The organism is Thermomicrobium roseum DSM 5159, from assembly GCF_000021685.1.
In the GTDB taxonomy this organism is placed as follows: domain Bacteria; phylum Chloroflexota; class Chloroflexia; order Thermomicrobiales; family Thermomicrobiaceae; genus Thermomicrobium; species Thermomicrobium roseum.
Genome location: NC_011959.1, coordinates 1,202,785 through 1,227,559 on the forward strand (window position 1 = coordinate 1,202,785; position 24,775 = coordinate 1,227,559).

General features: G+C 62.9%; 26 protein-coding genes and 1 tRNA gene. 2 read left to right on the forward strand and 25 right to left on the reverse strand.

Annotated elements, in window-relative coordinates; all coding sequences use genetic code 11:
- Positions 1–31 precede the first annotated feature (31 nt).
- Entirely contained in the window at positions 32–2,347 is a 2,316-nt protein-coding gene (locus tag TRD_RS05670) for a xanthine dehydrogenase family protein molybdopterin-binding subunit (protein WP_041435996.1), read from the forward strand.
- A 150-nt stretch (positions 2,348–2,497) separates the two neighbouring features.
- Here the strand turns inward: TRD_RS05670 and TRD_RS05675 are convergent, their stop codons facing one another.
- From TRD_RS05675 to TRD_RS05780, 23 genes are all read right to left on the reverse strand, one after another.
- Positions 2,498–2,689: a CcmD family protein gene (locus tag TRD_RS05675; RefSeq protein ID WP_015922168.1), complete on the reverse strand. Its 192-nt coding sequence runs from the start codon at positions 2,687–2,689 to the stop codon at positions 2,498–2,500.
- Positions 2,690–2,713: 24 nt separating this feature from the next.
- On the reverse strand, positions 2,714–3,433 hold the full coding sequence (gene ccmC / locus TRD_RS05680) for a heme ABC transporter permease CcmC (RefSeq protein ID WP_015922169.1): 720 nt from the start codon (positions 3,431–3,433) through the stop codon (positions 2,714–2,716).
- Between the two features lie 34 nt (positions 3,434–3,467).
- Positions 3,468–4,136 (reverse strand): heme exporter protein CcmB, encoded by a 669-nt coding sequence (locus TRD_RS05685; RefSeq protein ID WP_015922170.1) that lies wholly within the window; start codon positions 4,134–4,136, stop codon positions 3,468–3,470.
- On the reverse strand, positions 4,133–4,879 hold the full coding sequence (gene ccmA, locus TRD_RS05690) for a heme ABC exporter ATP-binding protein CcmA (RefSeq protein WP_015922171.1): 747 nt from the start codon (positions 4,877–4,879) through the stop codon (positions 4,133–4,135). The genes TRD_RS05685 and ccmA overlap by 4 nt, the downstream gene beginning before the upstream one ends.
- Positions 4,876–5,256, reverse strand: coding sequence for a hypothetical protein (locus tag TRD_RS05695; protein ID WP_015922172.1), 381 nt, complete (start codon positions 5,254–5,256; stop codon positions 4,876–4,878). The genes ccmA and TRD_RS05695 overlap by 4 nt, the downstream gene beginning before the upstream one ends.
- Positions 5,256–5,741: a cytochrome c-type biogenesis protein gene (locus TRD_RS05700; RefSeq protein WP_015922173.1), complete on the reverse strand. Its 486-nt coding sequence runs from the start codon at positions 5,739–5,741 to the stop codon at positions 5,256–5,258. The genes TRD_RS05695 and TRD_RS05700 overlap by 1 nt, the downstream gene beginning before the upstream one ends.
- Before the next feature lie 43 nt (positions 5,742–5,784).
- Positions 5,785–7,770: a heme lyase CcmF/NrfE family subunit gene (locus tag TRD_RS05705; protein WP_015922174.1), complete on the reverse strand. Its 1,986-nt coding sequence runs from the start codon at positions 7,768–7,770 to the stop codon at positions 5,785–5,787.
- A gap of 16 nt (positions 7,771–7,786) precedes the next feature.
- Complete coding sequence (locus tag TRD_RS05710; protein ID WP_015922175.1) at positions 7,787–8,233, reverse strand: cytochrome c maturation protein CcmE; 447 nt, start codon at positions 8,231–8,233, stop codon at positions 7,787–7,789.
- Positions 8,234–8,265: 32 nt separating this feature from the next.
- Positions 8,266–8,745 carry a hypothetical protein gene (locus tag TRD_RS05715; RefSeq protein ID WP_015922176.1) on the reverse strand — a complete coding sequence of 160 codons (480 nt, stop codon included), beginning with the start codon at positions 8,743–8,745 and terminating at the stop codon, positions 8,266–8,268.
- Positions 8,746–8,757: 12 nt separating this feature from the next.
- Positions 8,758–9,366 (reverse strand): TlpA disulfide reductase family protein, encoded by a 609-nt coding sequence (locus tag TRD_RS05720; protein ID WP_015922177.1) that lies wholly within the window; start codon positions 9,364–9,366, stop codon positions 8,758–8,760.
- A gap of 31 nt (positions 9,367–9,397) precedes the next feature.
- Entirely contained in the window at positions 9,398–10,672 is a 1,275-nt protein-coding gene (murA, locus tag TRD_RS05725; RefSeq protein ID WP_015922178.1) for a UDP-N-acetylglucosamine 1-carboxyvinyltransferase, read from the reverse strand.
- An 11-nt stretch (positions 10,673–10,683) separates the two neighbouring features.
- Complete coding sequence (locus TRD_RS05730) at positions 10,684–11,139, reverse strand: F0F1 ATP synthase subunit epsilon (RefSeq protein WP_015922179.1); 456 nt, start codon at positions 11,137–11,139, stop codon at positions 10,684–10,686.
- 13 nt (positions 11,140–11,152) lie between these two features.
- On the reverse strand, positions 11,153–12,565 hold the full coding sequence (gene atpD / locus TRD_RS05735; RefSeq protein WP_041435997.1) for a F0F1 ATP synthase subunit beta: 1,413 nt from the start codon (positions 12,563–12,565) through the stop codon (positions 11,153–11,155).
- A 31-nt stretch (positions 12,566–12,596) separates the two neighbouring features.
- Entirely contained in the window at positions 12,597–13,487 is an 891-nt protein-coding gene (locus TRD_RS05740; RefSeq protein ID WP_015922181.1) for a F0F1 ATP synthase subunit gamma, read from the reverse strand.
- Between the two features lie 22 nt (positions 13,488–13,509).
- On the reverse strand, positions 13,510–15,042 hold the full coding sequence (atpA, locus tag TRD_RS05745) for a F0F1 ATP synthase subunit alpha (protein WP_015922182.1): 1,533 nt from the start codon (positions 15,040–15,042) through the stop codon (positions 13,510–13,512).
- Positions 15,043–15,060: 18 nt separating this feature from the next.
- Positions 15,061–15,603, reverse strand: a complete 543-nt coding sequence (gene atpH, locus TRD_RS05750; protein ID WP_015922183.1) for an ATP synthase F1 subunit delta — start codon at positions 15,601–15,603, stop codon at positions 15,061–15,063.
- Positions 15,604–15,614: 11 nt separating this feature from the next.
- Positions 15,615–16,112 (reverse strand): F0F1 ATP synthase subunit B, encoded by a 498-nt coding sequence (gene atpF / locus TRD_RS05755; protein WP_015922184.1) that lies wholly within the window; start codon positions 16,110–16,112, stop codon positions 15,615–15,617.
- Between the two features lie 120 nt (positions 16,113–16,232).
- Positions 16,233–16,439 (reverse strand): ATP synthase F0 subunit C, encoded by a 207-nt coding sequence (gene atpE / locus TRD_RS05760; RefSeq protein ID WP_041436708.1) that lies wholly within the window; start codon positions 16,437–16,439, stop codon positions 16,233–16,235.
- Between the two features lie 103 nt (positions 16,440–16,542).
- On the reverse strand, positions 16,543–17,433 hold the full coding sequence (gene atpB / locus TRD_RS05765) for a F0F1 ATP synthase subunit A (RefSeq protein WP_015922186.1): 891 nt from the start codon (positions 17,431–17,433) through the stop codon (positions 16,543–16,545).
- Positions 17,434–17,436: 3 nt separating this feature from the next.
- Positions 17,437–17,682: an AtpZ/AtpI family protein gene (locus TRD_RS14135; RefSeq protein WP_015922187.1), complete on the reverse strand. Its 246-nt coding sequence runs from the start codon at positions 17,680–17,682 to the stop codon at positions 17,437–17,439.
- A gap of 44 nt (positions 17,683–17,726) precedes the next feature.
- Positions 17,727–19,382, reverse strand: a complete 1,656-nt coding sequence (locus tag TRD_RS05770) for a CTP synthase (RefSeq protein WP_015922188.1) — start codon at positions 19,380–19,382, stop codon at positions 17,727–17,729.
- Between the two features lie 31 nt (positions 19,383–19,413).
- Positions 19,414–20,055 carry an MBL fold metallo-hydrolase gene (locus TRD_RS05775; RefSeq protein ID WP_041436709.1) on the reverse strand — a complete coding sequence of 214 codons (642 nt, stop codon included), beginning with the start codon at positions 20,053–20,055 and terminating at the stop codon, positions 19,414–19,416.
- A 284-nt stretch (positions 20,056–20,339) separates the two neighbouring features.
- Positions 20,340–21,008: a regulatory protein RecX gene (locus TRD_RS05780; protein WP_015922190.1), complete on the reverse strand. Its 669-nt coding sequence runs from the start codon at positions 21,006–21,008 to the stop codon at positions 20,340–20,342.
- A 59-nt stretch (positions 21,009–21,067) separates the two neighbouring features.
- Between TRD_RS05780 and TRD_RS05785 the strand changes: the two genes are divergently transcribed.
- A complete protein-coding gene (locus TRD_RS05785) occupies positions 21,068–21,700 on the forward strand; it encodes a YdcF family protein (protein ID WP_015922191.1) in 633 nt (210 codons plus the stop codon).
- A 7-nt stretch (positions 21,701–21,707) separates the two neighbouring features.
- On the opposite strand, the gene leuS is transcribed toward TRD_RS05785, so the two are convergent.
- The gene (gene leuS / locus TRD_RS05790) at positions 21,708–24,197 is read right to left on the reverse strand and encodes a leucine--tRNA ligase (protein WP_015922192.1); all 2,490 of its coding nucleotides are present in this window, start codon (positions 24,195–24,197) and stop codon (positions 21,708–21,710) included.
- A 322-nt stretch (positions 24,198–24,519) separates the two neighbouring features.
- Positions 24,520–24,591: transfer RNA gene (locus TRD_RS05795), tRNA-Ala, on the reverse strand.
- Positions 24,592–24,775 lie beyond the last annotated feature (184 nt).

The window sequence follows — 24,775 nt, forward strand, 5'->3', positions numbered from 1 at the left end:
ATCGAGCTCGGCGATTCGAGAGGGGGACAACATGAGCGAATCTCGTTACCTCGGACGCCCGGTTCGCCGACTCGAGGATGAGCGGTATCTGCGAGGTCGGGCGATCTTTACCGACGACATCGCGTTGCCCGGAGCACTCTACCTCGCACTCGTACGGAGTCCCTATCCACACGCTGAGATCACGAACGTGGACTGGAGCCCCGCGGCACGAGTGCCGGGGTTCGTGACAGCGCTGAGCGGTCGCGATCTCGCGGACTGGCTCGCGCCCTTCCCCGTTCCTCCGCAATCGGCCGGCGTGCGTCTACAGCGTCGTTACCCGCTGGCGGTCGATCGCGTTCGTTTCGTCGGTGAGGGTGTGGTCGCCGTTGTCGCGACGAGTCGTTCCGCAGCTGAAGACGCGGCGGCCGAAGTACTCGTCGAGTACCGGGAACTCCCGGCGGTCATCGACCCGGAAGCTGCCCTCGCTCCCGATGCGCCGCGACTTCATCCCGATTGGCCGGATAACGAGGCATTTCGTTGGGATCTCAGTTTCGGTGATGTTGACACTGCCCTTCGCAGCGCGGACGCGATCATCGAGCTCCGACTCGTGAACCAGCGTGTCTACGCTGCATTCTTGGAACCCCGAGCGGCGGCAGCCACTGTCGATCCTGCTCATGGCCAGCTGACCGTTTGGGCCTCGACGCAAACGCCCCACACCTTGCGTGCTGGTATCGCCAGCGTACTCGGTATCCCCGAACATTCGATCCGCATCGTGACACCGGATGTCGGCGGTGCATTCGGTGCCAAAGGTGGGCTCTACCCGGAGTACGTCCTAGTCGCCGCGCTGGCGTGGCGACTCCAGCGGCCGATCAGGTGGACCGAGTCGCGGACCGAGAGTGTCCACGCCACGAATCACGGCCGCGATCAACAGCAATTCGTGCGGGCAGCCTTTCGACGCGATGGGACTCTGCTCGCTCTCGATGTTCACCTCCTCAGTAATCTCGGTGCATGGAACGCCTCTCCAACACGTCCGACCGCGGTTTTGACTGGTCTGGCTATCGCAGGCCCCTATCGGGTCCCCAATCTGCGACTCTCCCTCCGCTGTGTCGTCACCAATACGACGCCACAAGCAGCGTACCGCGGGGCTGGTCGGCCAGAAGCATCGTACCTGCTGGAACGGCTGATGGACGCGGGCGCAAGTCGCCTCGGGCTCGATCCGGTGGTTATCCGACAACGCAATCTCCTACACCCGGAGGACTTCCCGCACCGTTCGCCGACCGGCGTGCCGTACGACAGTGGCAACTACCCAGCTGTTTTGGCAGAAGCGCTTCGCCGGTTCGACTACGCTGGTGCACGAAGAGAACAAGCGCGCCTGCGATCCGCCGGCCGACTGATCGGAATCGGCATCGCTGCTTTCTGTGAACTTTCGGGTCCAGGTTGGGAGTCAGCCACGGTCCGCGCGCACCCCGATGGCACTGTCACGGTTCTTTCCGGCATCGCCCCGAGCGGACAGGGGCATACCACGATGCTCGCCCAAGTCGTCGGAGAGGTTCTCCAGCTCCCGCTCGAGCGTATCCGTGTGGTCACGGGCGACACGGCCGCTATTCAGCAGGGAATCGGTACCTTCGGCAGCCGCAGCACGGCGCTGGGCGGCTCAGCCGCTTACTTGGCCGCACGGGACGTTTTGGAAAAGGCCCTCCATATCGCATCCCACCTCCTCGAAGTCGCTCCAGAGGACCTCGAGTATCGCGACGGCCGCTTCTCGGTGCGAGGCAGCCCCGATCGCACGCTATCCTGGCAACAGATCGCCCGCCTGGCGTACGTCATGGAGGGTCCCCCGGGCGGAATCGCACCGGGGCTGGAGGCGACACGCTTCTTCAATCCTGGTCGTCGCAACGTCCCTTTTGGCGTGCACCTCGCGATGGTAGAAGTCGATCCAGAGACCGGGCTCGTCACGATTCTTCGCTATCTTGCTGTCGATGACAGTGGACGTCTCGTGAATCCGCTCCTGGCTGAGGGACAAATTCACGGAAGCGTCGCACAGGGGATCGGACAGGCGTTGTACGAGGGGATCGTCTACTCGGAGAACGGACAGCTCTTGACCCAAAACTTTCTCGAATACGCGGTTCCACGTGCCGCACAGGTGCCCTCCATCGAGACGGCACATCTGGAAACACCGAGTCCGATCAACCCGCTCGGCGTCAAGGGGATCGGTGAAGCTGGCACCACAGCTGCCCCACCAGCCATCGTCAATGCCGTGCTGGACGCTCTGCAGCCATTGGGTGTGCACCATCTCGACATGCCCTTGACACCGGAAAGGGTCTGGCGAGCCATCCAACTCGCCGAGGAGCGAGTAGTCGTCCGGTGACGAATCACGCCGATTCACCTACCCGGAAGCGCAGCCGACAAGATCAGCACATGACCCGAGCGACCCCCAAGGATCGCTCGGGTCACTCCCTGTGCTCGCACGACGCGTCTGGGTTCGGAGAGAGGCGGCGCACCACGCCGGATCGAGACCTCAGGAAACGTTCGGCTCGCTGGCAGTAGCTGATTCAGGGGACCGCTGCCGTTCCGACGTGCGCGCCTCCCCGCGCAGACTGGCCAACTCGCTGCGGAGCACTTCGATTTGCCGCCGCAACGAGAACAGGTAGATGCCGAGAATCAACCAGGTCACGAAGAAACCAGCGAACAGGTACCACACATTTTCCATCGTTCCGCTTCCTCCCTTTCTCGATCAGCCGTACTGTTCGAGCGTCCCGCGGAGCTCCATCACTTCATCACGCGTCGTTTCGATCCGGTATTTCACCGCGAGCAAGAACACGTAGAGAATGCAGAAGGCAACCAATGTGACGATCATCGTCACCAGCATCTCCGGCGGCATGGCCGGTCCCTCGCTCCTCACCACGATCGGTTGGGGATGCAACGTGCGCCACCAGCGAACCGACATGTGAATGATCGGAATATCGACGAAGCCGACGATTCCCAGAACAGCGGCATACCGTGCCCCCCGCTCCGGATCTGCAACATACGCGCGCAAAAGGAAATAGCCGAGGTAGATGAACCACAGGATCAGGGTCGTCGTGAGTCGCGCATCCCACGTCCACCATGTGCCCCAAATCGGTCGCCCCCAGATCGAACCGGTCAACAACACGAGCGTGGTGAAAATGAAGCCGAGTTCTGCCGCAGAGCGAGCCAGCCGATCCCAACGGGCATGCCCCCGTACCAGGTACAAGATGCTGCTGACGAAGATGATGAAAAAGGAGAGATAGGCCAACCAGGCAGCTGGCAGATGGAGGTAGAACAAGCGTTGCACCTCGCCCTGATCGACGTCACGCGGCGCATACAGGAAGATCAGCACGACCGATAGGGCGACCGACAAGAAGGAAAGCGCCGCGAGAACCGACAACCATGCAGTGGTCGCTGGTCGCCTGACTGTGTTCGTGACTGTCGCCATGCTCACTCTCCTTTCTCCTTTCGAGCCGATTCGTTCACTCTTCGGTCACGCTCCCGAAGGTCAGTGCACCGAGCGCGAAGAACAATGCGGCGAAGCCCCCGAGCAGACTCTTCCACGGCGCCGCGTCTCCCGTGAAGCCATTCAACTCGAGCGTCGTTGCCCGAACCGCACCGATGACGACCGGCACAGCCAGCGGGAACAACAGGGCTGGAAGAAGCACCTCACGCGAGCGGACATTGGCGGTCATCGCAGCGAACAGCGTGCCGAGCGTGCAGAGCCCGAGCGTGCCCAGCCCAACCACTACGAGCACCCCAGGCTGCAAAACCGGCAGTGCGAAGAGGACGGCCAGGACGAGGAGCGCGACGAGCTCGACGATCGTGACGAAGACCAGCATACTCACGAGCTTTGCGATGAAAATAACCGGTCGCTCAACGGGGCTCAGAAGAAGTCCCTCCCAGGCACCTTCCTGGCGATCCAGGGCGACAGCACGTCCCCACCCGAGGAGCGTTGCAAAGACGATCGCGACCCACAAGGCCCCTGAACCGCTCGCCGCACGCTGGACGCCGCTCAAATCGAAAGCAAAAGTGAAAATCAGCAAGGTCAAGAGCGTCATCACGAGCATCCCGAGGACGAGTTCGCGCGCCCGCCACTCGAGGAGAAGGTCACGCTTGACGATCGCGGTGAACTGGCTCCAGGCACTCATACGGTCACCAGCCTCGGCTGGATCCGCAGGTGAAGATCGAGCTCGTCTCGCCCGCGCGCCGACCAGACGATCCGCCCGCGCTCGAGATAGATGGCCCGCTGGGCGAGTTGGATGGCCAGTTCAGGTGCGTGCGTCGTCATGAGCACTGTGCCTCCGTCGGCGCAAAACCGCTCCACCAGGTCGACCAGACGGATGCGCGAGGCGATATCCAAACCTGTATCCGGTTCATCCAGGAGGAGCACCCGGGGTCGGTGCAGGAGCGCTCGGGCCAGTGCCGCACGCTGCTGAAAGCCGCGCGACAAGGAGCGCACTCGATCACCGAGTCGGTCGGTCAGTCCCAGTTCCTCCCCCAATGCCCGAATCCGTTCAGCAGCATCAATTACTCCGTAGAGGCGGGCATAGTAGCGCAGGTTTTCGGCTACCGTCAGCTCCGGATCGAGCATGATGCGATGCATGACCACGCCCAGCTGTGCGCGAACTGCCGGTCCGAAGTCTCCGGCCGGTCGACCGAACCACTCGATCGATCCAGATGTGGGGCGCACGAGACCGACGAGAAGACGGAGCAAGGTCGTCTTCCCGGCACCGTTCGGACCGAGGATCGCCAGACACTCGCCTGCGTGGACCGTCAGATCGATCCTGTTCAGGACCGTTCTCCAGCCATAACGCTTCGTGAGAGCACGAGCGGTGAGAACAGGGTCGTGTCCCAGCCGAGTCGCGTCGTTCCGATCGACCTGCGTTGTCATGGTGATGCGCCGACCGTTCTCCGAGTCGAGCCAGTATCGAGTTGCCGTGCCAGTTCGCGCAGCTGCTCGATCTCGCGATCGATATCCGCGTCTACCGACGACTCAGCCCGTTCGATCGCCTGCAAGAGCCGAGCTGCGTGTGTCAGGAGTGATTGCCGCATGACGCGATAGTCGCTGTCACTCACCTTTCCGGTCTCGTAGTCGAGCTGGAGATCACGGAGCATCGCCAAAATCGCGTCTCGCTCGGCGAAAAGGTCGAGGAGTTCAGCTGACCAAGCGGGCCCCGCTACTCTGCGCCGGGCGATCCACAAGGGGTGCAGGACGAAAGCGACAACCCCGATCGCCAGGAGGAGCAAGAGGACCGTATCGAGCAGCATCAGCGGACTCTCCCTTCCGGCTCGAGGAGCTGTTCGACGCGTCGCAGTTCCTCAGGTGCCACTGGTTCCTCGACGCCACTCGCTGCTGCATCTCGCCGTCGGAAGTACAAAACGAGCAACAGGATACCTCCCACCAGCCCAACGACCGGCCCCCACCAGAGGACCCAGAAGTAACCCTGACGGGGCGGTTCGCGGAGAACGCTCACTCCATAGCGATCGACGAAATACTGGAGAATCTCCTCACGCGATTCGCCGGCATCGAGCTTTTGCTGGATGAGTTGACGCATCTGACGCGCGAGTTCGGAGTTGGAGTCGCGGACGCTCTGGCCCTGGCAGACGGGACAATTGAGCTGATTGGCGATCTCCAGCGCCTCTGGTGACAGCGCTTCTTCCGCTTGGACCGCTCCAGCGAACAAGAAGCTCACGAGAACCACGATGACGAACCCCGGAACGAGCTGACTCACCCGTGCACCCAGCCGAGTCACTCGCCACCTTCGAACTCGTGCTCGCCACCCTCGCGCAGTCATGCTATGCCTCGCGTGCCATACCCGGAACGGTACGCGGCAGGCGAGCCGGCGCGGGAACCGGCTGCGGCCAGAACAGCGTAAGCGTACCAAGGACGAATACTGCTCCACCGACCCAGATCCAGATCACCAGCGGATTCACATAAACCCGGATGCTCGCAGTTCCGTCATCCTGCCAGCGGTCGAGTACCACGTACACGTCATCGAGGCCCACAAGTGTGATTCCCATGCGGGCAGTCGGTTGATCCTCGTAGTTGCGATAAAAGAATCGATAACTTTCGACTGTCGCGGCGTAGCGCTCGCCACGATAGACATCGACTTTGGCAGCGACGACTTCCGCGTCTGCTGTCCGCCGATCGTCCAGGCCGCGGTAGACGATCGTGTACGGTCCGATGGAACCCTGCTCACCAGGGCGCAAAACGAATTGGCGCTCCAGCTGGAAGGCATTGGAGGCAATGATACCGACCGCCATCAGAAGAATCGCCAGATGAACCAGATACCCACCGTAGCGACGGTTGTTCCGACGCAGTAGCTCCCACGCAGCTACCGGGAGAGCCTCGCGGACATTGCGGCGTCGTGCTCGAACACCTCGCCAGTACTCCTGGATCGTGGCGGCAAAGGCGAACACTGTGACGGCGTAGGCGGCCACGGCCCACCAGCGGTCGAGCAGAATGACACCGAATCCGGCGGCGACTCCCGCAGCGAGGAGCGGCCAGCGCAGATTGCGGAGCAACAAAGGAAGTTCCGTCCGTCGCCAGGCCAGGAGCGGTCCCAGCCCCATCAATGCGAGCAAAACGAGAAGCAGAGGCCCGACGACGCGGTTATAGAAGGGCGGCCCGACCGTAATGCGAGTTTCCCAGAACAGCTCGCTGAACAATGGGAAAGTCGTTCCCCAAAACACCGCGAAGGCCATCGCGGTCAGCAGCAAATTGTTCACGAGGAAGCCGCCCTCGCGCGACGTCACCGACTCGATGTGCCGCTCGCTCTGCAACCCCGGTAGCCGATAGAGCAGCAATCCGATCCCCACGACGAGGACGAGAGCCAAATACGCCAAGAACCAGTGACCGATCGTCGAGACGGCAAAAGCGTGGACGGACGACAGCATGCCGCTGCGCACGATAAACGTACCGAAGATGCACAACGCGAACGTCGCCAAGAGCAAGGCGAGGTTCCAGACCTTGAGCATCCCCCGCCGCTCTTGAACGATCACCGAGTGCAAGAACGCTGTTGCCGTCAACCACGGCAACAGGGCCAGATTCTCGACCGGATCCCACCCCCAGTAGCCTCCCCAACCGAGCACATGGTAGGCCCACCACGCCCCGATCAAGAGACCCATGCCGAGGAGCGCCCAGGCCAGGAGCGTCCAGCGCCGAATGGCCTGCAGCCAATCGCTGCCGAGCCGTCCGGTCACCAGTGCCGCCATGCCGAAAGCGAAGGGCACGGTGAAACTCGCATACCCTGCCAGCAGGAACGGCGGGTGCGCCATCATTCCTGGATCGCGGAGCAGCGGGTTGAGTCCCGCCCCATCGGGTGGGGTGACCGGAAGCAGCCGGAAGGGACTGGCGACGATCGTCAGGACAAGGAGGAAAAACGTGACGATGGCCAAAAGGGTCATCGTCATGTACGGAAGCAGTGCACGATCGGAACGGCGGTGGAGATACAGCGCGAGTGCCCCCAAGCCGCTCGCGACTGCGGCCCAATAGAGGAGGCTACCCTCCTGTCCCCCGTAGAACGCTGAAATGACATACTGGATCGGCATGTCGCGGCTGGAACGCGCTGCCACGTAAGCGAGACGAAAATCGTGTCGCACGAACGAAATGACCAAGACGATGAGGGCGACGAGAATCAGGAAAGCCACGCCGTAGGTCGCTCGGTAGGCGCTCGCCAGGAGTTCCGGCACGCGCCGTCGCACCCCGATGAAGCTCGCTCCGAGACCGTACACTGCCAAGAGGAGAGCGAGGACCAGCGCTCCCGAACCCAGCTGTGCCACGAGAAAGCCTCCGTTCTCAACTCGAGGAGGCAGTCGGAGCTGCCTCGAAACGAGACGGGCACTGCGTTAGGACGCTGTCTGCCTGCACGGGTTGCCCGTTGCGGTACAACCCCTCGACGATGACATGACGCCCCTCGGCGAAGATGTCAGGAAGCACACCACTGTACACGACCTCGAGTTCGCTGGTCCCATCGCCGATACGAAAATGGATCGGCTCACCAGGACCACCGCGCACGATACTCCCGGTAACGACATCACCGCCGACCCGCACGCGCCGCCCATCGACCTCGCTCGCTCGCGCTTGCAATTCGCTGACCGTGACGAAGTAAGAAGCCGCCGTGCCTTGCAAGCCGGTATACATGAGATACCCGACCGCACCGGCCATCACGAGCGCGAGAACGAGCAGACGAACATCCAGGCGAATCCGACGAGCCCCGCTACGGGTCGCAACAGCCGTACTCATCGATCAGCCCCCGCTCGCCTCGGTACCGTCCGTCACCGCCAGCCCGCGGTCGGGTCCGGCGGATAGATCACCGATAAGAGTACACCGAGCAGATAGGCGAGTGTCCCGAGCAGGAGCACCGTTCGACCGCTCAGCCACGCTCGCGTCGCACTCCCTCTCTCCCAGGAAGCGCCGCGGGGTAGAAGCCCGCCGGTGGCGGCGAGCGCGAGGAGGCCAGCCGCGACCTTGACCAGCAAGAGGATCACGTACAGCGCCGTACCCCGACCATCGGCCAGCCGGTCGAACATGAGCGCAACACCTGATCCGAGCAACAGCGCGCTGGCTATCACCCACCAACGGCGAAAACGCAGTTGCGCAGCTCGCAGCGTGTCCTGTGCGCTGGTCACGACTCCTCGTAACGGAGTCAGTGCGACGAGAAGATATGCTCCGCTGCCGAGCCAGATGGCGCCGGCGAGAGCATGGACGAGCCGCAGCACGATCCGCACGAACGCCGCGATATCGATCTGCTCCATTCGGTGCATCCTTCAGCGCATCGGGCTGAGGGTAATACCGAGTTCCGCGAGGATGCTCAGAAGTTGATCGGCCGACTTGAGTGGGCCGGTGTACTTCCCGAGCAACTGCCCGTCTGGGCCGATGAAGAAGGTCTCCGGGACACCGGAAACCCCGTAGTCGATCGTGACACGGCCGCGGGCATCGTACACGTTCGGATAGTCGACCCGGAACTCCTCGAGAAAGGCCCGTCCGTCGTTCCAATCCTTTTCCCAGACGTCGATCCCGACGACGGTGACGCCGTCGTCCGCATACTCGCGGGCGAAGGCAGCCAGCACCGGCGCCTCCTCGCGGCATGGCGGGCACCAGGATCCCCAGAAATTGACGATGACCACCTGACCACGCAGGTCAGCGAGCGCGATGTCTTTCCCGCCCCGGAGATCGGGCAGTGTGAAGTCGGGCGCTGCACGATTCGCAAAGCGGATGAAGGTCCCGACCGTGTTGATGCGGCCACCTGCTCCGAGTTCGCTCGTCCCACGTTGCCGTTCGAATGCGACGGCAACCAGCGCGACGAAGGCGAGCACGAACACCCCCGCAATGAGAACCGGCAATCGTGCACGCCACAGCCCCTGTGTCGTCGTCATGGGGTACCGAGCTCCCTCGGCGCGAACAGACTCACGCGTAGTGGATGTCTGCGCCCAGCGCGGCCAGCTTGCCCACCAAGTCCTCGTAGCCACGTCGCAAGTGGTGGGCTTCGAGGACGATCGTTTCTCCTTCGGCGACGAGACCCGCCAAGACCAGACAGGCTCCGCTCCGAATATCGAGCGCACGCACTGCTGTACCCTGCAGCTTGACAGGTCCTTCGATGATCGCCTGCTGGCGATCGATCAGTTCGATCCGTGCTCCCATCCGCTGCAACTCACTCGTGTAGCGGAGACGATCGTTGAACACGCGCTCGAAAATACGACTCCGCCCCTGAGCTTGCGTCATGAGGACGGCAAACGCCGCCTGGAGATCGGTCGGGAACCCTGGGAAGGGCAACGCCTGAATTTCCGTCGCGTAGAGCGGTCCAGGAGCGCGCACCAGCATCGAGGATTCGCTCCACCAGACTTCTGCTCCCGCTTCCCGCAACTTGTGCGTCAGCGGTGCCATGTCAGCTTCCCGTACATGATCCAGGATCACCTCGCCGTGGGTGATCGCGGCAGCGATCGCCAGCGTCCCCGCCTCGAGGCGATCAGGCAATACAGAGGCACGATATCCGCGCAAGCGATCGACTCCCTGGACGACGATCCGCGAGGTTCCCAGTCCGTTGATGCGGGCTCCCATATCCTGGAGGATTTGGCCGAGATTGACGATTTCCGGCTCGGCCGCGGCATTGAGGATCGTCGTCGTCCCCTGGGCCAAACAGGCTGCCATCAAAAGATTTTCCGTGCCGGTATGGCTCGGATAATCCATGTAGATCTCGCAGCCGCGAAGCCGTCCACTCCGCAGCTCGAAGCCGCTTTCCGTTACTTCGACCTGTGCCCCGAACTTGCGGAATCCGCGGAGATCGACATCGACTGGACGACTACCGAGCTGGCAGCCACCGGGAGGAATCGAGCGCGCCCTTCCGAATCGAGCCAGCAATGGACCGGTCACGAGAAAGGACGCTCTCATGCGCGCGACGAGTTCAGGGGGCGGCTCGAACGACTCGATATCGGCAGCACGAATGCGGACGCGGTGACGCTCGGTGTCGAGATCGACCTCGGCACCGAGCGCCCGTAGCAACTCGGTCATGACGACGACATCTTCGAGGAGCGGCACGTTCTCGAGGACGCATTCTTCTTCGGTGAGGAGTGCCGCAGCCATCGCCGGCAGAGCCGCATTTTTTGCGCCGCCGATCGCGACACGTCCTCGCAGGACGCGACCGCCGATCGTCCGGATTCGCTCGGTGGCTGTCGTGATGGCCACGGCCACCTCCTTCAGGGTTGCGCCTCGGGGAGCGGTGGCCCACCCACTCCAGCTCGCGCTCGTCGCTTGCGACCGACCGCCAATCGAATGGTCGAGCGCCGTAGCGCCATTTCGGCACGTCGACGATCGATGTCCGCCCGGCGTTCGCGCAAGCGCGCCAATGCCCGCTGTCTCGCCTCCTCCGCCCGTGCGAGGTCGATCTCTTCGGCCCGCTCCGCCACGTCAGCCAGCACACGCACGACGTTGTTGGCGACCTCCAGGAAACCGCCGAAGATCGTCAGGCTGTCCTCTTCGCGCCCGCGCTTGACGCGCATCTCCCCCATACTCAGCAACGAGACGAGGGGGGCATGGCGCGGTAAGATCCCGAGTGTCCCCTCGGCTCCGGGAGCGATCACCATATCGGCATCATCGACCTGATAAACGACCCGTTCGGCGGTTACCACTTCCACCCGGAGTTTCCCGGCCATCGTTCGCCCCCGGTCACGCTTCGCGCGCCATCTGCTCGGCTTTCTCTACCGCCTCATCGATCGTCCCTACCATGTAGAAGGCCTGCTCTGGCAGGTGATCGTGCTTCCCCTCGAGAATCTCTTTGAAGCCCCGGACCGTCTCATGCCGCGGGACGTACCGGCCGGGCCGGCCAGTGAACGCTTCCGCCACGAACATCGGTTGCGAGAGGAAGCGCTGGATCTTCCGGGCGCGCGCCACGATCAGCTTGTCCTCTTCGCTCAGTTCCTCGATGCCGAGGATCGCGATGATGTCCTGAAGGTCACGATACCGTTGCAGCACCCGCTGAACTTCGCGCGCGACCCTGTAGTGCTCGACGCCCACGATATTCGGATCGAGGATACGCGAGGTGGACGCCAGCGGATCGACCGCCGGGTACAGTCCTTGCTCGGCGATCGATCGCTCCAGCGCGATCGTCGCGTCCAGGTGCGCGAAGGTCGTCGCTGGGGCCGGGTCAGTGTAATCATCGGCCGGCACGTAGATCGCCTGCACCGAGGTGATCGAACCACGCTTGGTGGAGGTGATCCGCTCTTGCAGCTGTCCCATGTCGGTCCCGAGCGTCGGCTGGTATCCCACTGCACTGGGCATGCGGCCGAGCAGCACCGACACTTCGGAGCCAGCCTGCACGAACCGGAAGATGTTATCGATGAACAGAAGCACGTCACGACCTTCGTCGCGGAAGTACTCGGCCATCGTCAGGCCGGTCAACCCGACCCGCAGGCGTGCCCCCGGTGGCTCGTTCATCTGACCGAACACCAGCACCGTCTTGTCGATGACGCCTGACTCGCGCATCTCGCGCCAGAGCTGCGTTCCCTCTCGCGTGCGTTCCCCCACGCCGCAGAAGACCGAGTATCCTCCGTGCTCAGCGGCGATGTTCCGGATCAGTTCCATGATGATGACGGTCTTACCGACACCGGCGCCGCCGAAGACGCCGACCTTCCCTCCCTTGGTGAAGGGAGCCACCAGATCGATGACCTTGAGGCCAGTCTCGAAGACTTCGACTTGCGTCGATTGCTCCTCGAAAGAGGGCGCCGGACGATGGATCGGCCAGCGCGGAGCGTCCCCCGGCACGGGTCCCTGCTCGTCGATCGGCTCACCGACCACGTTGAAAATCCGGCCCAGCGTCGCTGGACCGACTGGCACCTTGATCGGTTCGCCGGTATCGATCACGGGCATGCCACGCTTCAGGCCATCGGTCGTCGACATCGCCACCGCGCGCACCCAGTCGTTACCGAGGTGCTGCTGAACTTCCAGCACCAACCGGCCACCCTCGGGCCGCTCGACGATCAATGCGTTGTAGATATCGGGCAGTTGCCCGGGCGGGAACTCGACGTCGACCACGACTCCTTGAATCTGCACGATCCGGCCAGTAGCGACCTGCGTAGCCATCTTCTTCACCTCACTCGTCGACTCACGGCGATCATTGCAGTGCGCCCAGTGCATTGGCGCCGGCAGCGATCTCACTGACCTCACGCGTGATCTGCGCTTGCCGTGCCTTGTTGTACGTCAAGGTCAACTCTGCCACGAGATCCAATGCGTTCTGCGTCGCGTTGCGCATCGCCACCATCCGCGCACTGTGCTCCGATGCGGAGGCCTCCAGCAAGATGCGATAGAGCTGCATCTCGAGGAAACGCGGGAGTAGCGCCTCCAGCACCGTTGCGGGATCGGGCTCGAAGATATAGTCGCTGATCGCACCCGACTCTTCCGGTGGCTCGATCGGCAGCAACTGGAAGACTCGCGGCTCCTGACGCAACGTGTTGATGAAATGCGTGTAGACGACGAACACCGCGTCGACACGGCCGCTGATGAAGTCCTGCGTCGCGAGCTCGACGATCGGCCTGATCGCTTCCACCGAGGGTCGATCGGTGACGCGCGTGAACTCCGCGATCATCGGCCAGCCGTATCGGACGAGGAAATCGCGCCCCTTCCGCCCAATAGCCACGATATCGAAGTGCTCGATCGGCTCGCTACGCTCCCGTGTCATGAAGTCGACCGCGCGGCGAATCACATTGGTATTGAGCGCGCCAGCCAGTCCGCGATCGGAAGTCACCAGGATGAGTTGGATCCGCTTGACCGGCCTTCGCTGGAGCAACGGGAAAGCACGCACTTCCTCGGCTGGACTCGTCATCGCGGCCAGATCGCCGAGCATCGCGCGGATCCGATCAGCATAGGGTCGTGCAGCGAGTACTGCCTGCTGCGCTCGCCGCATCTTGGAGGCAGCAACCATCTCCATGGCGCGGGTGATCTGCGCCGTATTCTTGATGCTCCGGATCCGGCGCCTGATCTCGCGCGGCGTTACTGCTTGCGGCACGGCCTTCGCCCCCTCCAGCTGGTCAGATGATCACCCGCTCCTGCGGCGGCGCCCAAATACTCTGCTTGAAGGCTCGCGTGACCTCGTGCAGTTGTTGAATCAGATCGTCCTTGAGCTCACGCTCACTGGCGATCCGCTGCAGAATCTGCGGATGACTCGTCCGCAGGTAGTCGAGATACTGCTTCTCGAACTCGCGCACATGCTCGACCAGTACGTCATCCAGGTAGCCGTTCGTCGCGACCCAGATGATCGCCACCTGCTCCTCGACCGGCATCGGTTCGTACTGCGGCTGTTTGAGCACCTCGGTCAGGCGCAAACCGCGATCGATCTGGCGCTTGGTCGCTGGGTCCAATTCGGCCGCAAATTGCGCGAACGCTGCGAGTTCCCGGAACTGCGCCAATTCCAGACGCAAGCGCCCGGCCACTTGTCGCATCGCGCGGATCTGTGCTGCGCCACCGACGCGCGAAACCGAGAGACCCACGTTGATCGCGGGCCGGATACCGGCATAGAACAGATCCGGCTCCAGATAGATCTGACCATCCGTGATCGAGATGACGTTCGTCGGAATGTAGGCCGAGACGTCGTTGGCTTGCGTCTCGACGATCGGCAGAGCGGTCAGTGTTCCACCCCCCAGATCGTCTCGAAGTCGCGCAGCACGCTCGAGGAGGCGCGAATGGAGGTAGAAGATATCGCCAGGATACGCTTCTCGGCCCGGTGGCCGCCGCATCAGCAGGGAAACCTGCCGATACGCCCAGGCATGCTTGGACAGGTCATCGTAGACGATCAGGGCATGGCCACCGCTTTCCATGATCTCTTCGCCCATCGCACAACCGGCGTACGGGGCGATGTACTGTAGTGCTGCCGGATCCGATGCGGTCGCAGCCACGACGATCGTATGCTCCATCGCGCCGTACCGCTCGAGCGTCGCCACAGTCTGTGCGACTTGCGCACGCTTCTGACCGATCGCCACGTAGATGCAGATGACACCTTTCCCCTTCTGATTGATGATGGTATCGATGGCGATCGCTGTCTTCCCCGTCTGCCGGTCACCGATGATCAGCTCGCGCTGCCCCCGGCCAATCGGGATCATCGAGTCGATGGCCTTGATGCCGGTCTGCAGTGCTGTGTCCACATCTTGACGCATCACCACGCCGGGAGCGATCCGCTCGATCGGGCGGAACTTGTCGGTGTTGATCGGCCCCTTCCCGTCGATCGGTTCACCGAGCGCATTGACCACCCGGCCGACCAGTGCTGGCCCGACCGGTACCGACGCGATGCGGCCGGTCGCTCGCACCTCGTCACCTTCCTCGATGCCCGTGTAGTCGCCGAGGATGATGACACCGACCGAGTCCTCTTGGAGGTTGAAGGCGATGCCGAGCACACCGTTCTCGAACTCGACGAGCTCGCTGGCCATCACATCACGCAGGCCATGGACAGTCGCGATCCCGTCACCCACTTGGACCACGTAGCCGACATTGGTCACGACCATCCGACTACCGTATTGCTCGATCTGTTGCTTGAGGATCTCCGTGATTTCGGTCGGACGCACTGACATGTTGCCTCCCTCACGCGCTCAGGCTGCTGCTCCGACGAGTTGCCGCCGGAGATTCGTCAACTGCGTGCGCACACTGGCATCGAAGACTTCGTCCCCGATCTTGAGCACCACACCACCGAGAAGTTCGGGATCGACCGTCGTGCGCAACTCGACCGGACGACTCAGTCGCTGCGCGAGTTCGCGACGGAGTCGCTCCACCTCGCTCGGTTCCAGTGGCACCGCCGTGACCAGCTCGACATCGATCACCCCGCGATGCTCCCGCAGAAGCTCGCGGAAAGCCACGACGACATCGCGCAGCTGGTGCCAGCGTCCCCGCTCCAGGAGCAGCACGAGGAGATTTCGCACGTACCGGTTCTCGTCACCGGGGAAAAGCCGATCGATCACTTGGACCTTGGCCTCCAGTGGGATCGCTGGATTCTGGATGAACTCCTCGACCGCGCTGTCTCGCGCCAGGGCCTCCAAATCAGTTAATCGCTGCTCCCAAAAGTCCAGCTGGCCGTGCTCCTTGGCGACGGCGAACGCAGCCTGGGCGTACCGCTTGGCGACTCCTGCGACCGCCACGCTCGCACCCCCTACCGCCGCGCGCCATCGAGTTCAGCCAGCGCCTGTTCGATCAAGGCCAGGTGCCGATCGCGATCCAGTTCCTGGCGAATGATACGGGTCGCAGCCAGAATGGCGAGGTCCGCTACCTCACGGCGCAATTCAGCCCACACGCGCTGGCGTTCGGCCTCGATCGCCTCTTGCGCTTGCTGGATAAGCTGCTGCGCTTGCTGCTGCGCCTCCTCGCGCGCCCGCGCGATCAACTGTTCAGCGCTCTCGCGGGCACTCGCCACGATCCGCTGTGCCTCGCGCCGCGCCTCGGCCAGAATCTCCTCGTTGCGAGCCTGCGTCTCGGCTAACTCGCGCTTCATCCGCTCGGCCGCTTCCAGACCCTCGCGGATCCGCTCCTGACGCTGGTCGATCATCCGCGTGATCGGCCCCAGAGCGAATCGCCAGAAGACCGCGAGGAAGAGCAGGAAGGCGATGAGCTGGACGACTAGATTTTCACCGGAGATTCCCAGCTGCTCCATGCTCCTGCCCAGCCCCTTCTCGAACGTTTCTCGGATGCATCGTCTCGGGGGAACCCGCGCCAGCAGCCCCGACAGGAAGCTGCTGGCGCGTCCGCCATCTCCCGCAGGATCGACGACGATCTACAGCACGAAGGCGATGATCACCGCGACGACGAAGGCATAGATCGCCACTGCCTCGGCCAGCGCCGCACCGATGATCATGGTCAGGCGGACCGCTCCCTCAGCCTCCGGATTGCGGCCGATCGCCTCCATCGCGCCCTTTACCGCGAGCCCGATACCGATTCCAGGCCCGAGTGCTCCGAGCCCGATCGCGAGGGCCGCAGCCATCGGCACGACGACACCCGGCTCAGTGACATTCGCGAACACGATCCTGTCCTCCCTTCACCAACCGTCCGCTCCGCTCAGAGACAAAGCGTTCCGTAACCGACCGTCAATCGCCGCTGGCCCCCAGCGGGACCGCTCGCGAGTCGTGCGCGCTACCCCGGTGATGCCCCTCGGCCTCATGCTCCTCCTCATGCTCGTGCGCCGAGGCCAACGCGATGTAGATCAAGGTCAACACCGCGAAGATCAAGGCCTGAATGAAACCGAACAGCACCTCGAGATAGAGGAAAATGACGGGAATCACCAAGCCGACCACCGTGATCTTGATCGCATTGGCGATACCGTACATGACGGTCAACAGCGTCTCGCCAGCGAAGATATTCCCGAAAAGACGGAAGGAGAGCGACACGATACGCGAGAGTTCACTGATGATCTCGATCGGCAAGAGAAACGGCGGGTTCGCCATATGCTTGATGCGGCCCCAGACGCCATGCGCCGAAATGCCAGCCACCTGGAACGCGACGTAGCTGATCAGTGCCATGGCCAGCGTCATATTGAGATCGGCGCTCGGCGGGCGGAAGAGTGGCACCAGTGTCCGACCACCGTGCTCGGTGCCAGTCGCCCCCTCGCTCGCGGCCACCAGGGCGTGCTTCCCCTCATGCCAGATGCCGATCGTCCCGATACCAGGGAGCAAACCGGTGTAGTTCGCGACGATGATGAAGATGAAGAGACCACCGATCAGCGGAAAGATCCGCCGTCCCAGTTTCTTGCCTGCAGTCCCCTCCACCAGGCCGAGCAAGAACTCGACCACCATCTCGACGACCGACTGCAAGCGGCCAGGAATGAGTTGCGCCCGCCGAGCCACGATCGAGCCGAGGATGATGAGGAAGAGCATCACGAGGAGCATCGTCAGGAAGGAGTTGGTAATGCGCAGCGTCAAATGACCGAAGAGCGGGAGACTCCAGAGCGTCTCCGGCTTGACCGAGATGTGGAGTTCCACTCCCTACCTCCTGCCCCGCCGCTGCCCACCAATGACAGCGAGCTGATACAGCGAATACCCCGCCGTCGCCAGTCCCAGTACCAGCCCTACCAACGTCAGATACGGCGTCGTCCCGAGCCAACGATCCAACAGCACTCCTCCGCCGATGCAGAGGACAAGACTAGACACGACCGAGAAGCCGAGGCCCAGGGCTGTCCCGATCGCTTGCCAATCTCGTACTCGCGGCGGGCGACTCTGCGGCCCGCTCACGCTTGCGCATCCTATCACAAACCCAGCGGCACCAGCAACACGGATCAGTCATCGGCAGCAGGCATCGCGACCGGCTCAGCCAGTGGCAGCGGTCGCTGCTCGCCCTCTCGCAACACATGCTTGGCCACACCGATGAACGCCACGAAGAGCGGGTGCGGCCGGTTCGGTCGCGACTTGAACTCGGGATGGAACTGCACCCCGACGAACCACGGGTGATCGTGCAGCTCCATGATCTCGACGTACCGGCCGTCAGGAGATTGTCCGCTCACGACAAAACCAGCAGCCTCGAACGCCTCTCGATAGGCATTGTTCACTTCCCAGCGATGGCGGTGTCGCTCGTAGACCAGCGATTCCCCGTACGCGAGCGCTGCCTTGGTCCCCGGTACGAGCTGGCACGGATATCGTCCCAAACGCATCGTACCCCCCATTTCGACCCCCCGCTGGTCGGGCATGAGGTCGATGACCGGGTGGGGCGTTTCCGGATCGATTTCCGTGCTGTTCGCCCCGCACAGTCCGAGGACGTTTCGCGCGAACTCGATCACTGCCATGTGCAGGCCGTAGCAGAGACCGAGGTAAGGAATCCCGCGCTCCCTCGCGTAGCGAGCCGCCAGCATCTTCCCTTCGACGCCGCGCGGGCCGAACCCTCCCGGCACCACGATTCCGTTCACATGGCGCAGCGCCGCCTCGATCTCGCTTCGTTCGGCCGTCGAATTGACCCAGACGATCTCCACGGCGACATCATGCGCCAGTCCTGCATGGCGCAAGGCTTCGACCACGCTCAAGTAGGCATCGTGCAACTCGACGTACTTCCCGACCAGCGCGATGCGGAGACGCCGGCGCGGCGACTTCAACCGTTCCACCATCCGCTCCCAGTCGGCCAAATCGGGATCGCGATCGTCCCAGCCGAGATGCTCCATGACGTATCGGCCCAGCCCCGCGCGCTCCAGCATCAAGGGAACTTCGTAAATCGTCTCGGCCGTCGGCAACAAGATGACGGCATCCTCGTCCACATCGCCGAAGAGCGCGACCTTCGCCCGCACGTCATCACCGACCGGATGATCGGTCCGACAGATGATCACGTCCGGTTGGATCCCGATCGCGCGCAATTCCTTGACGCTGTGTTGGGTCGGCTTGGTCTTCACTTCGCCGGTGCTAGCGATGTACGGCAAGAACGTGACATGGATATACAGCACGTTGCGGCGGCCTTCCTCGCGCCGCATCTGGCGAATCGCCTCCAGGAATGGCTGCCCTTCGATATCACCAACTGTGCCACCGACCTCCACCACGATGACATCCGGTCGGTGAAGCTCCGCCACCTGGCGGATGCGTGCCTTGATCTCGTTGGTGATGTGCGGGATCACCTGAACGGTGCCACCGAGATAATCTCCACGGCGTTCCTTCGCGATCACGGCCGAGTAGACTTGACCGGTCGTGACGTTGGATGCCCGACTCAAATTCTCGTCCGTGAACCGCTCATAATGGCCAAGATCGAGATCGGTCTCCGCGCCATCTTCGGTGACGAAGACTTCGCCGTGCTGGTACGGCGACATCGTGCCCGGATCCACGTTCAAGTAGGGATCCAGTTTCATCAATGCCACCCGCAAGCCGCGGCTCTTGAGCAGTCTCCCGATCGCAGCGGTGGTGATCCCCTTCCCGACCGATGAGACAACACCCCCCGTCACGAAGACGTACTTCGGCATCAGCACACCTCCCGCGCAGCGCTCTCCACCGTCAGGGATCGGGGACGAGCACCACCACTTCCACCGCCTCCCCGAACTCGCCCTTGCGCACGCTCAAGCTCTCTTGGGCCTTCCACTCGGTGATTCCCATCGCCCGCATGAATCGTTCCAGTGGGTCACGCTCCCGATCACCCTTCTCCGTGCGGTATTGGAGCGGCACGACGATGTGCGGCTCGATCTGTCCGACCACTTCGACCGCACGATCAGCATCCAGGGTCGTTCCCCCACCGACGGGAACCAGCAAAACATCCACGTCACTCAAGAGCTCAGCCTGCTCCTCGTTCAGCGGATGACCGAGATCCCCGAGGTGACAGACCTGAACCCCATCCAAGTCCACGACGTAGACAGTGTTCTTGCCGAACCGCTTTCCGTGTTCGGTATCGTGGTAGGTACGGATGCCGGTGATGAACGTCCCTTTGATCTCGTATTCTCCCGGCCCCTCGACCAACCGGTAACCGGGTCGGACCAATTCCAAATGACGATGACCCGGATGAGGATGGCTCACGGTAACGATGTCAGCACGCTGCTTGGCAGGCACGTACCCGGTCTCTGGTCCGACCGGGTCCATGATCACCGTCACATCTCGTCCCCGTAGCCGGACACAGGCATGCCCTAGCCATTTGATCTCAGCCATCGAGAACCGTCCGTTCGCACTGATACCGGCGCAGGACGGAACTGCACGCGAGGGTTCCGCATCCACATCGGGACCCCAGTATACCGTGTGTCCGTTCACCCTCGCAACCAGTGCCCGGCTACCCGGCCAGCGAGCGTCCGTCACGAATCGAGCTCGCTCCGCCACGAGAGCACTCGCTGCCAGCAAGATTGGAGGAAACGGCCCCGCACACGAAGGCTTCGCCTGGAGCGCTGCATGCGCAATCGAACGGGGGTGAGGGTCCTCTGCGTGAATCTGCTCCCTGGTCAATCAGCCAGCGGAAAATCGTCGTCTCCAGCTTTTCCGGAAAACACTTCCCGCACCACGCGCCGGATAACGGACCAGGAAAATCCGCGGCGCTGCAGCAAGCCGATGACGCGGCGCTCCTGAGTCACCCGGTCATGTTGCTGCAAACGCCCAAGGTGCTTCTGGGCCAGCGCCAGCGCCGCGCTGAATTCTTCCTCCGCATCGTGTGTCACGGCCGCTTCGATCAGCTCGTCGGTGATTCCTTTGGCGCGCAGTTCCTGACGCAGAGCTGCGATGCCTCGCGGACGACTCGTGCGTCGCTGCGCGACCCAGAACGCGACGAAGGCACGATCGTCCACGTAGCCGAGCGCTCGGAGTTTGGTCATCACTTCTTGGACGACGGCGTCCCTGAAGCCTTTCTGTCGCAGTCGGCGGGCAAGTTCCGCCTCACTCCGCGGACGCGCTGCGAGCAATCGCAGTGCAGCCTCTATCGCTTCCTCGACAGCTGCCGCATGCTCCAAGCGCGCTCGTCGCTCCGGCGTGAGAACTTCACCGGTCCGCACATCGAGTTCGCTGATCCGTAGGGCACTGAGCCGCAGCCACGGCAAACCGTTCCGCTCGATGAGTAGCCGATCGGGTCGGCGACGGTCCGGTACGATCCGGGTTATCGCGTCCGTTTCCTCGCTCATCCGGTCCTCCACTCGGCAACGAGTCATCTGGCACAGTTAGGAACGGGAGAATGTATCGGATGTGTACCTCGACGAGCGTCTCGCGCCGGTCCATGATTGGTGCCCGCTGGTTCGTCGCCGGTTTTCTCGGTTTGACTGCCTTGACTGCCGGGACGACCATCCTCGTGCTCGGACTAGCTATCGCTGAGCACGCTCGCAGCGACGAGCGCGCACCCGCCGACGCGATCCTCGTTCTCGGTGCTGCCCAGTACAACGGTTGGCCCACTCGCGCCTTCCGCGCTCGTCTCGACCACGCTGCCGCACTCTTTCGTCAAGGATACGCTCCCACGATCGTCCTCGTCGGTGGAAAAACCGACCGAGACCTCGAGAGTGAGGCCGAAGCTGGCGCCCGCTATCTCCGAGAGCAGGGCATTCCCGATAATGCTCTGATCGTCGTTCCGGTTGGCCGCAATACCTGGCAAAGCATCGAGGCAGCAGCTCAGCCGCTTCACGAGCGAGGAGTTCAGCGCCTTCTCGTCGTGAGCGATGGGTTCCACCTCTTCCGGAGCAAGCTCATGGCACGCTCCTTCGGTTTCCAGGTAGTCGGCAGCCCTGCGCCAGGTAGTCCGATCCGGCCTGGCTCGCCGCTCGAGCGCTGGTACATCGCACGCGAGGCGGTCGCGACGCTGGCTTTCCTGCTCGGTCGCCGCTGACGAACACTCAGTCGGCCGTGTCACTGACAACGAAGTTCACGAGCCGACCGGGCACGTAGACGACTCGCTCGATCCGCTTCCCTGCCAAGTAGGCCTGCACGCGCTCCAGTTCGCGGGCTCGCGCCACCGCTTCGTCCTCATCGATCGCAGCCGGAACCAGCAGGCGATCGCGCACCCGCCCATTCACTTGAATCACTAGTTCGACCGTCTCCTCAGCCGCCAGTGCTGGATCATACGCCGGCCAGGATTGCTGGTGCACGCTGTACGGCTTGCCGAGTCTCTGCCAAAGCTCTTCCGCCAAATGCGGTGCTCCCGGCGCGAGCAAGAGGACGAGCGTCTCCAACGCCTCCCGCCAGACCGGCATCCGCACGACCGTGGTCTCTCGCAAGCGTGACAACTCGTTCACGAGTTCCATCATCCGCGCGATTGCGGTATTGAAGCTGAACGTTTCGAAGTCGTCGGTCACGTGCTTGATCGTCCGGTGCACGAGCCGGCGCAAAGCTCGGGCCTGCTCGTCCTCCGCTGTGTCGACCGGCACATCGAGCGTTTCGGTCACGAGCGCCCAAACACGCTGCAAGAAGCGCTGCACACCCGCGACCCCGCGAGAACTCCACGGGCCGCCCTGCGACCAAGGACCGATGAACATCAGGTACAGTCGAACCGTGTCTGCTCCCAACCGGGCCACGAGGTCGTCGGGATCGACGACATTGCCGCGGCTCTTGGACATCTTCTCGCCATCTTCGCCCAAAATGACGCCGTGATTGAAGAGCCGGAGAAACGGCTCGCGATGATTCACCAATCCGAGGTCAGCGAGCGCCTTCGTCCAGAAGCGGCTGTAGAGGAGATGCAGGATAGCGTGCTCGATGCCACCGGTATACTGATCGACCGGCGTCCAATAGGCGACCTTTTCAGGATCGAACGGCCGCTCGTTCTCGTGCGGACTCAGATAGCGGTACCAGTACCAAGACGAGTCTACGAAGGTATCCATCGTATCGGTTTCGCGCCGTGCCGGAGCACCGCACTGTGGACAGGTGGTGTTCACGAAGGCCTCGTGGGTGATCAAGGGCGATTGCCCGGTCGGCATGAACTCCGCATCCTCCGGCAACAGCACGGGAAGCTGGTCCTCTGGGACCGGAACGATGCCGCAGTGATCACAATAGACGATCGGGATGGGCGTTCCCCAATAACGCTGGCGCGAGATGAGCCAATCACGCAACCGGTACGTCACTTCACCTCGGCCCACCCCTCGCTCCTCCAGCCACGCGATGACGCGGCGGATCGCTTCGCCTCCCTCCGTCGGCGTACCGTCGAAGGGACCAGAATTGACCATCACGCCCTCGCCGTCGTATGCCTCTTCCATGGTCGCCGGATCCAGTGTCCGGTCTCGTGGCTGGATCACGACCACGATCGGTAGGCCAAAGGCGCGTGCGAACTCGAAGTCGCGCTGATCGTGCGCCGGCACCGCCATGATGGCGCCGGTACCGTACTGCATGAGCACGTAATCGGCGATCCAGATGGGGATCCGCTGCCCGTTCGCCGGATTGATCGCGTACGCGCCGATGAAGACACCCGTCTTTTCACGTTCAGTCGAGGTTCGCTCGATGTCGCTCCGCCGCCGCGCCTGATCGATGTACGCCTCGACTTCGGCTCGCCGCTCAGGGGTCGTCAGCTTCTGCACGAGTGGATGTTCCGGCGCCAACACCAGGAAGGTTGCCCCCCAGAGGGTATCCGGGCGTGTCGTGAACACTTCGATCGGGTCTCCCTGCTCGGAGCGAAAGACGATCCGCGCGCCCTCCGATCGGCCGATCCAGTTGCGCTGCATCGTGATGACGCGCTCCGGCCAGTCGATCCCATCGAAGCGCAGAAGTTCTTCAGCATACGCGGTGATGCGCAAGAACCACTGTTCGAGGTCTCGTCGGTACACCTCGGTGCTGCAGCGCTCGCAGCGTCCATCGATGACTTGCTCATTGGCCAGCACCGTCTGGCATGTCGGGCACCACCAGACTGGCGCCTTGGCACGGTAGGCCAGACCCCGCTTGTAGAACTGGAGGAAGAACCACTGGTTCCAGCGGTAATACTCGGGAAGGCACGTGATCACTTCCTTGGACCAATCGAACATCCCGCCGAGAGAGCGCAGCTGCTTTTTCATGTGCGCGATGTTCTGCATGGTCCACACGCGGGGATGAATACCGTGTTTGATCGCCGCGTTCTCTGCCGGCAACCCGAAGGCGTCGAACCCAAATGGGAAGAGGACATTGTAACCACGCATCCGCTTGTAGCGGGCAGCAGCATCAGCTGGTGCGTAGGAGAACCAATGACCGATGTGCAAATTTCCTGATGGATAGGGGAACATGACCAGGTGATACCATTTGGGACGAGTGGGATCCTCCTGCACGTTGGAGTAGATACCCGTCTCCTCCCAGATTTGCTGCCATTTGGGCTCGATCACTTGCGGCTCGTACCGCTCGGCCTGCCGGACCTCCTGCGTCGTCGCCATCGCTGCTCCTCCCGCGCCTCGGTCTCCTCGAACGGACAGCGGCCCGTCCACGAAGGGACGGGCCAGCCCGCGGTACCACCCTCCTTGACGCCACACCTGCGGCGTCCGCTCGTCCGTGCGCTAACGGGCACGACCCGGCGCTCGTTACCGCTTCTCACGAGCGCAGCTCGGAGGCGAGTTCGCGCGCCGAACACCGGTCGGGCTCACACCCTCCCCGACTCGCTCGACGGCCGCTGCACGCTACTGCTCCTCGTCGTCGCCTCTTCCGTCTCCATGACGAGAACCGGTCTCACCTCGCGGTGGACCGGCCGACCCACTCTCGTGGAGCTGAGGGGACTCGAACCCCTGACCCCAACGCTGCCAGCGTTGTGCTCTCCCACTGAGCTACAGCCCCGCGCCCTGGCTGGCGCACTCAGTAGTCTAGCATAGCCAGGGACAGCCCTGCAACGGCAGGGTGGTGCGCGGCCCGTGCGCTTCTCTCTCCCCAGCCAACACCCACCCTGGCTGGCTCGACTCCGCCCTGATCTCCTGGCGCGTGCTCGGTCTCAGCTCCTGCACGTTCGCTGTGCGATTTTTGC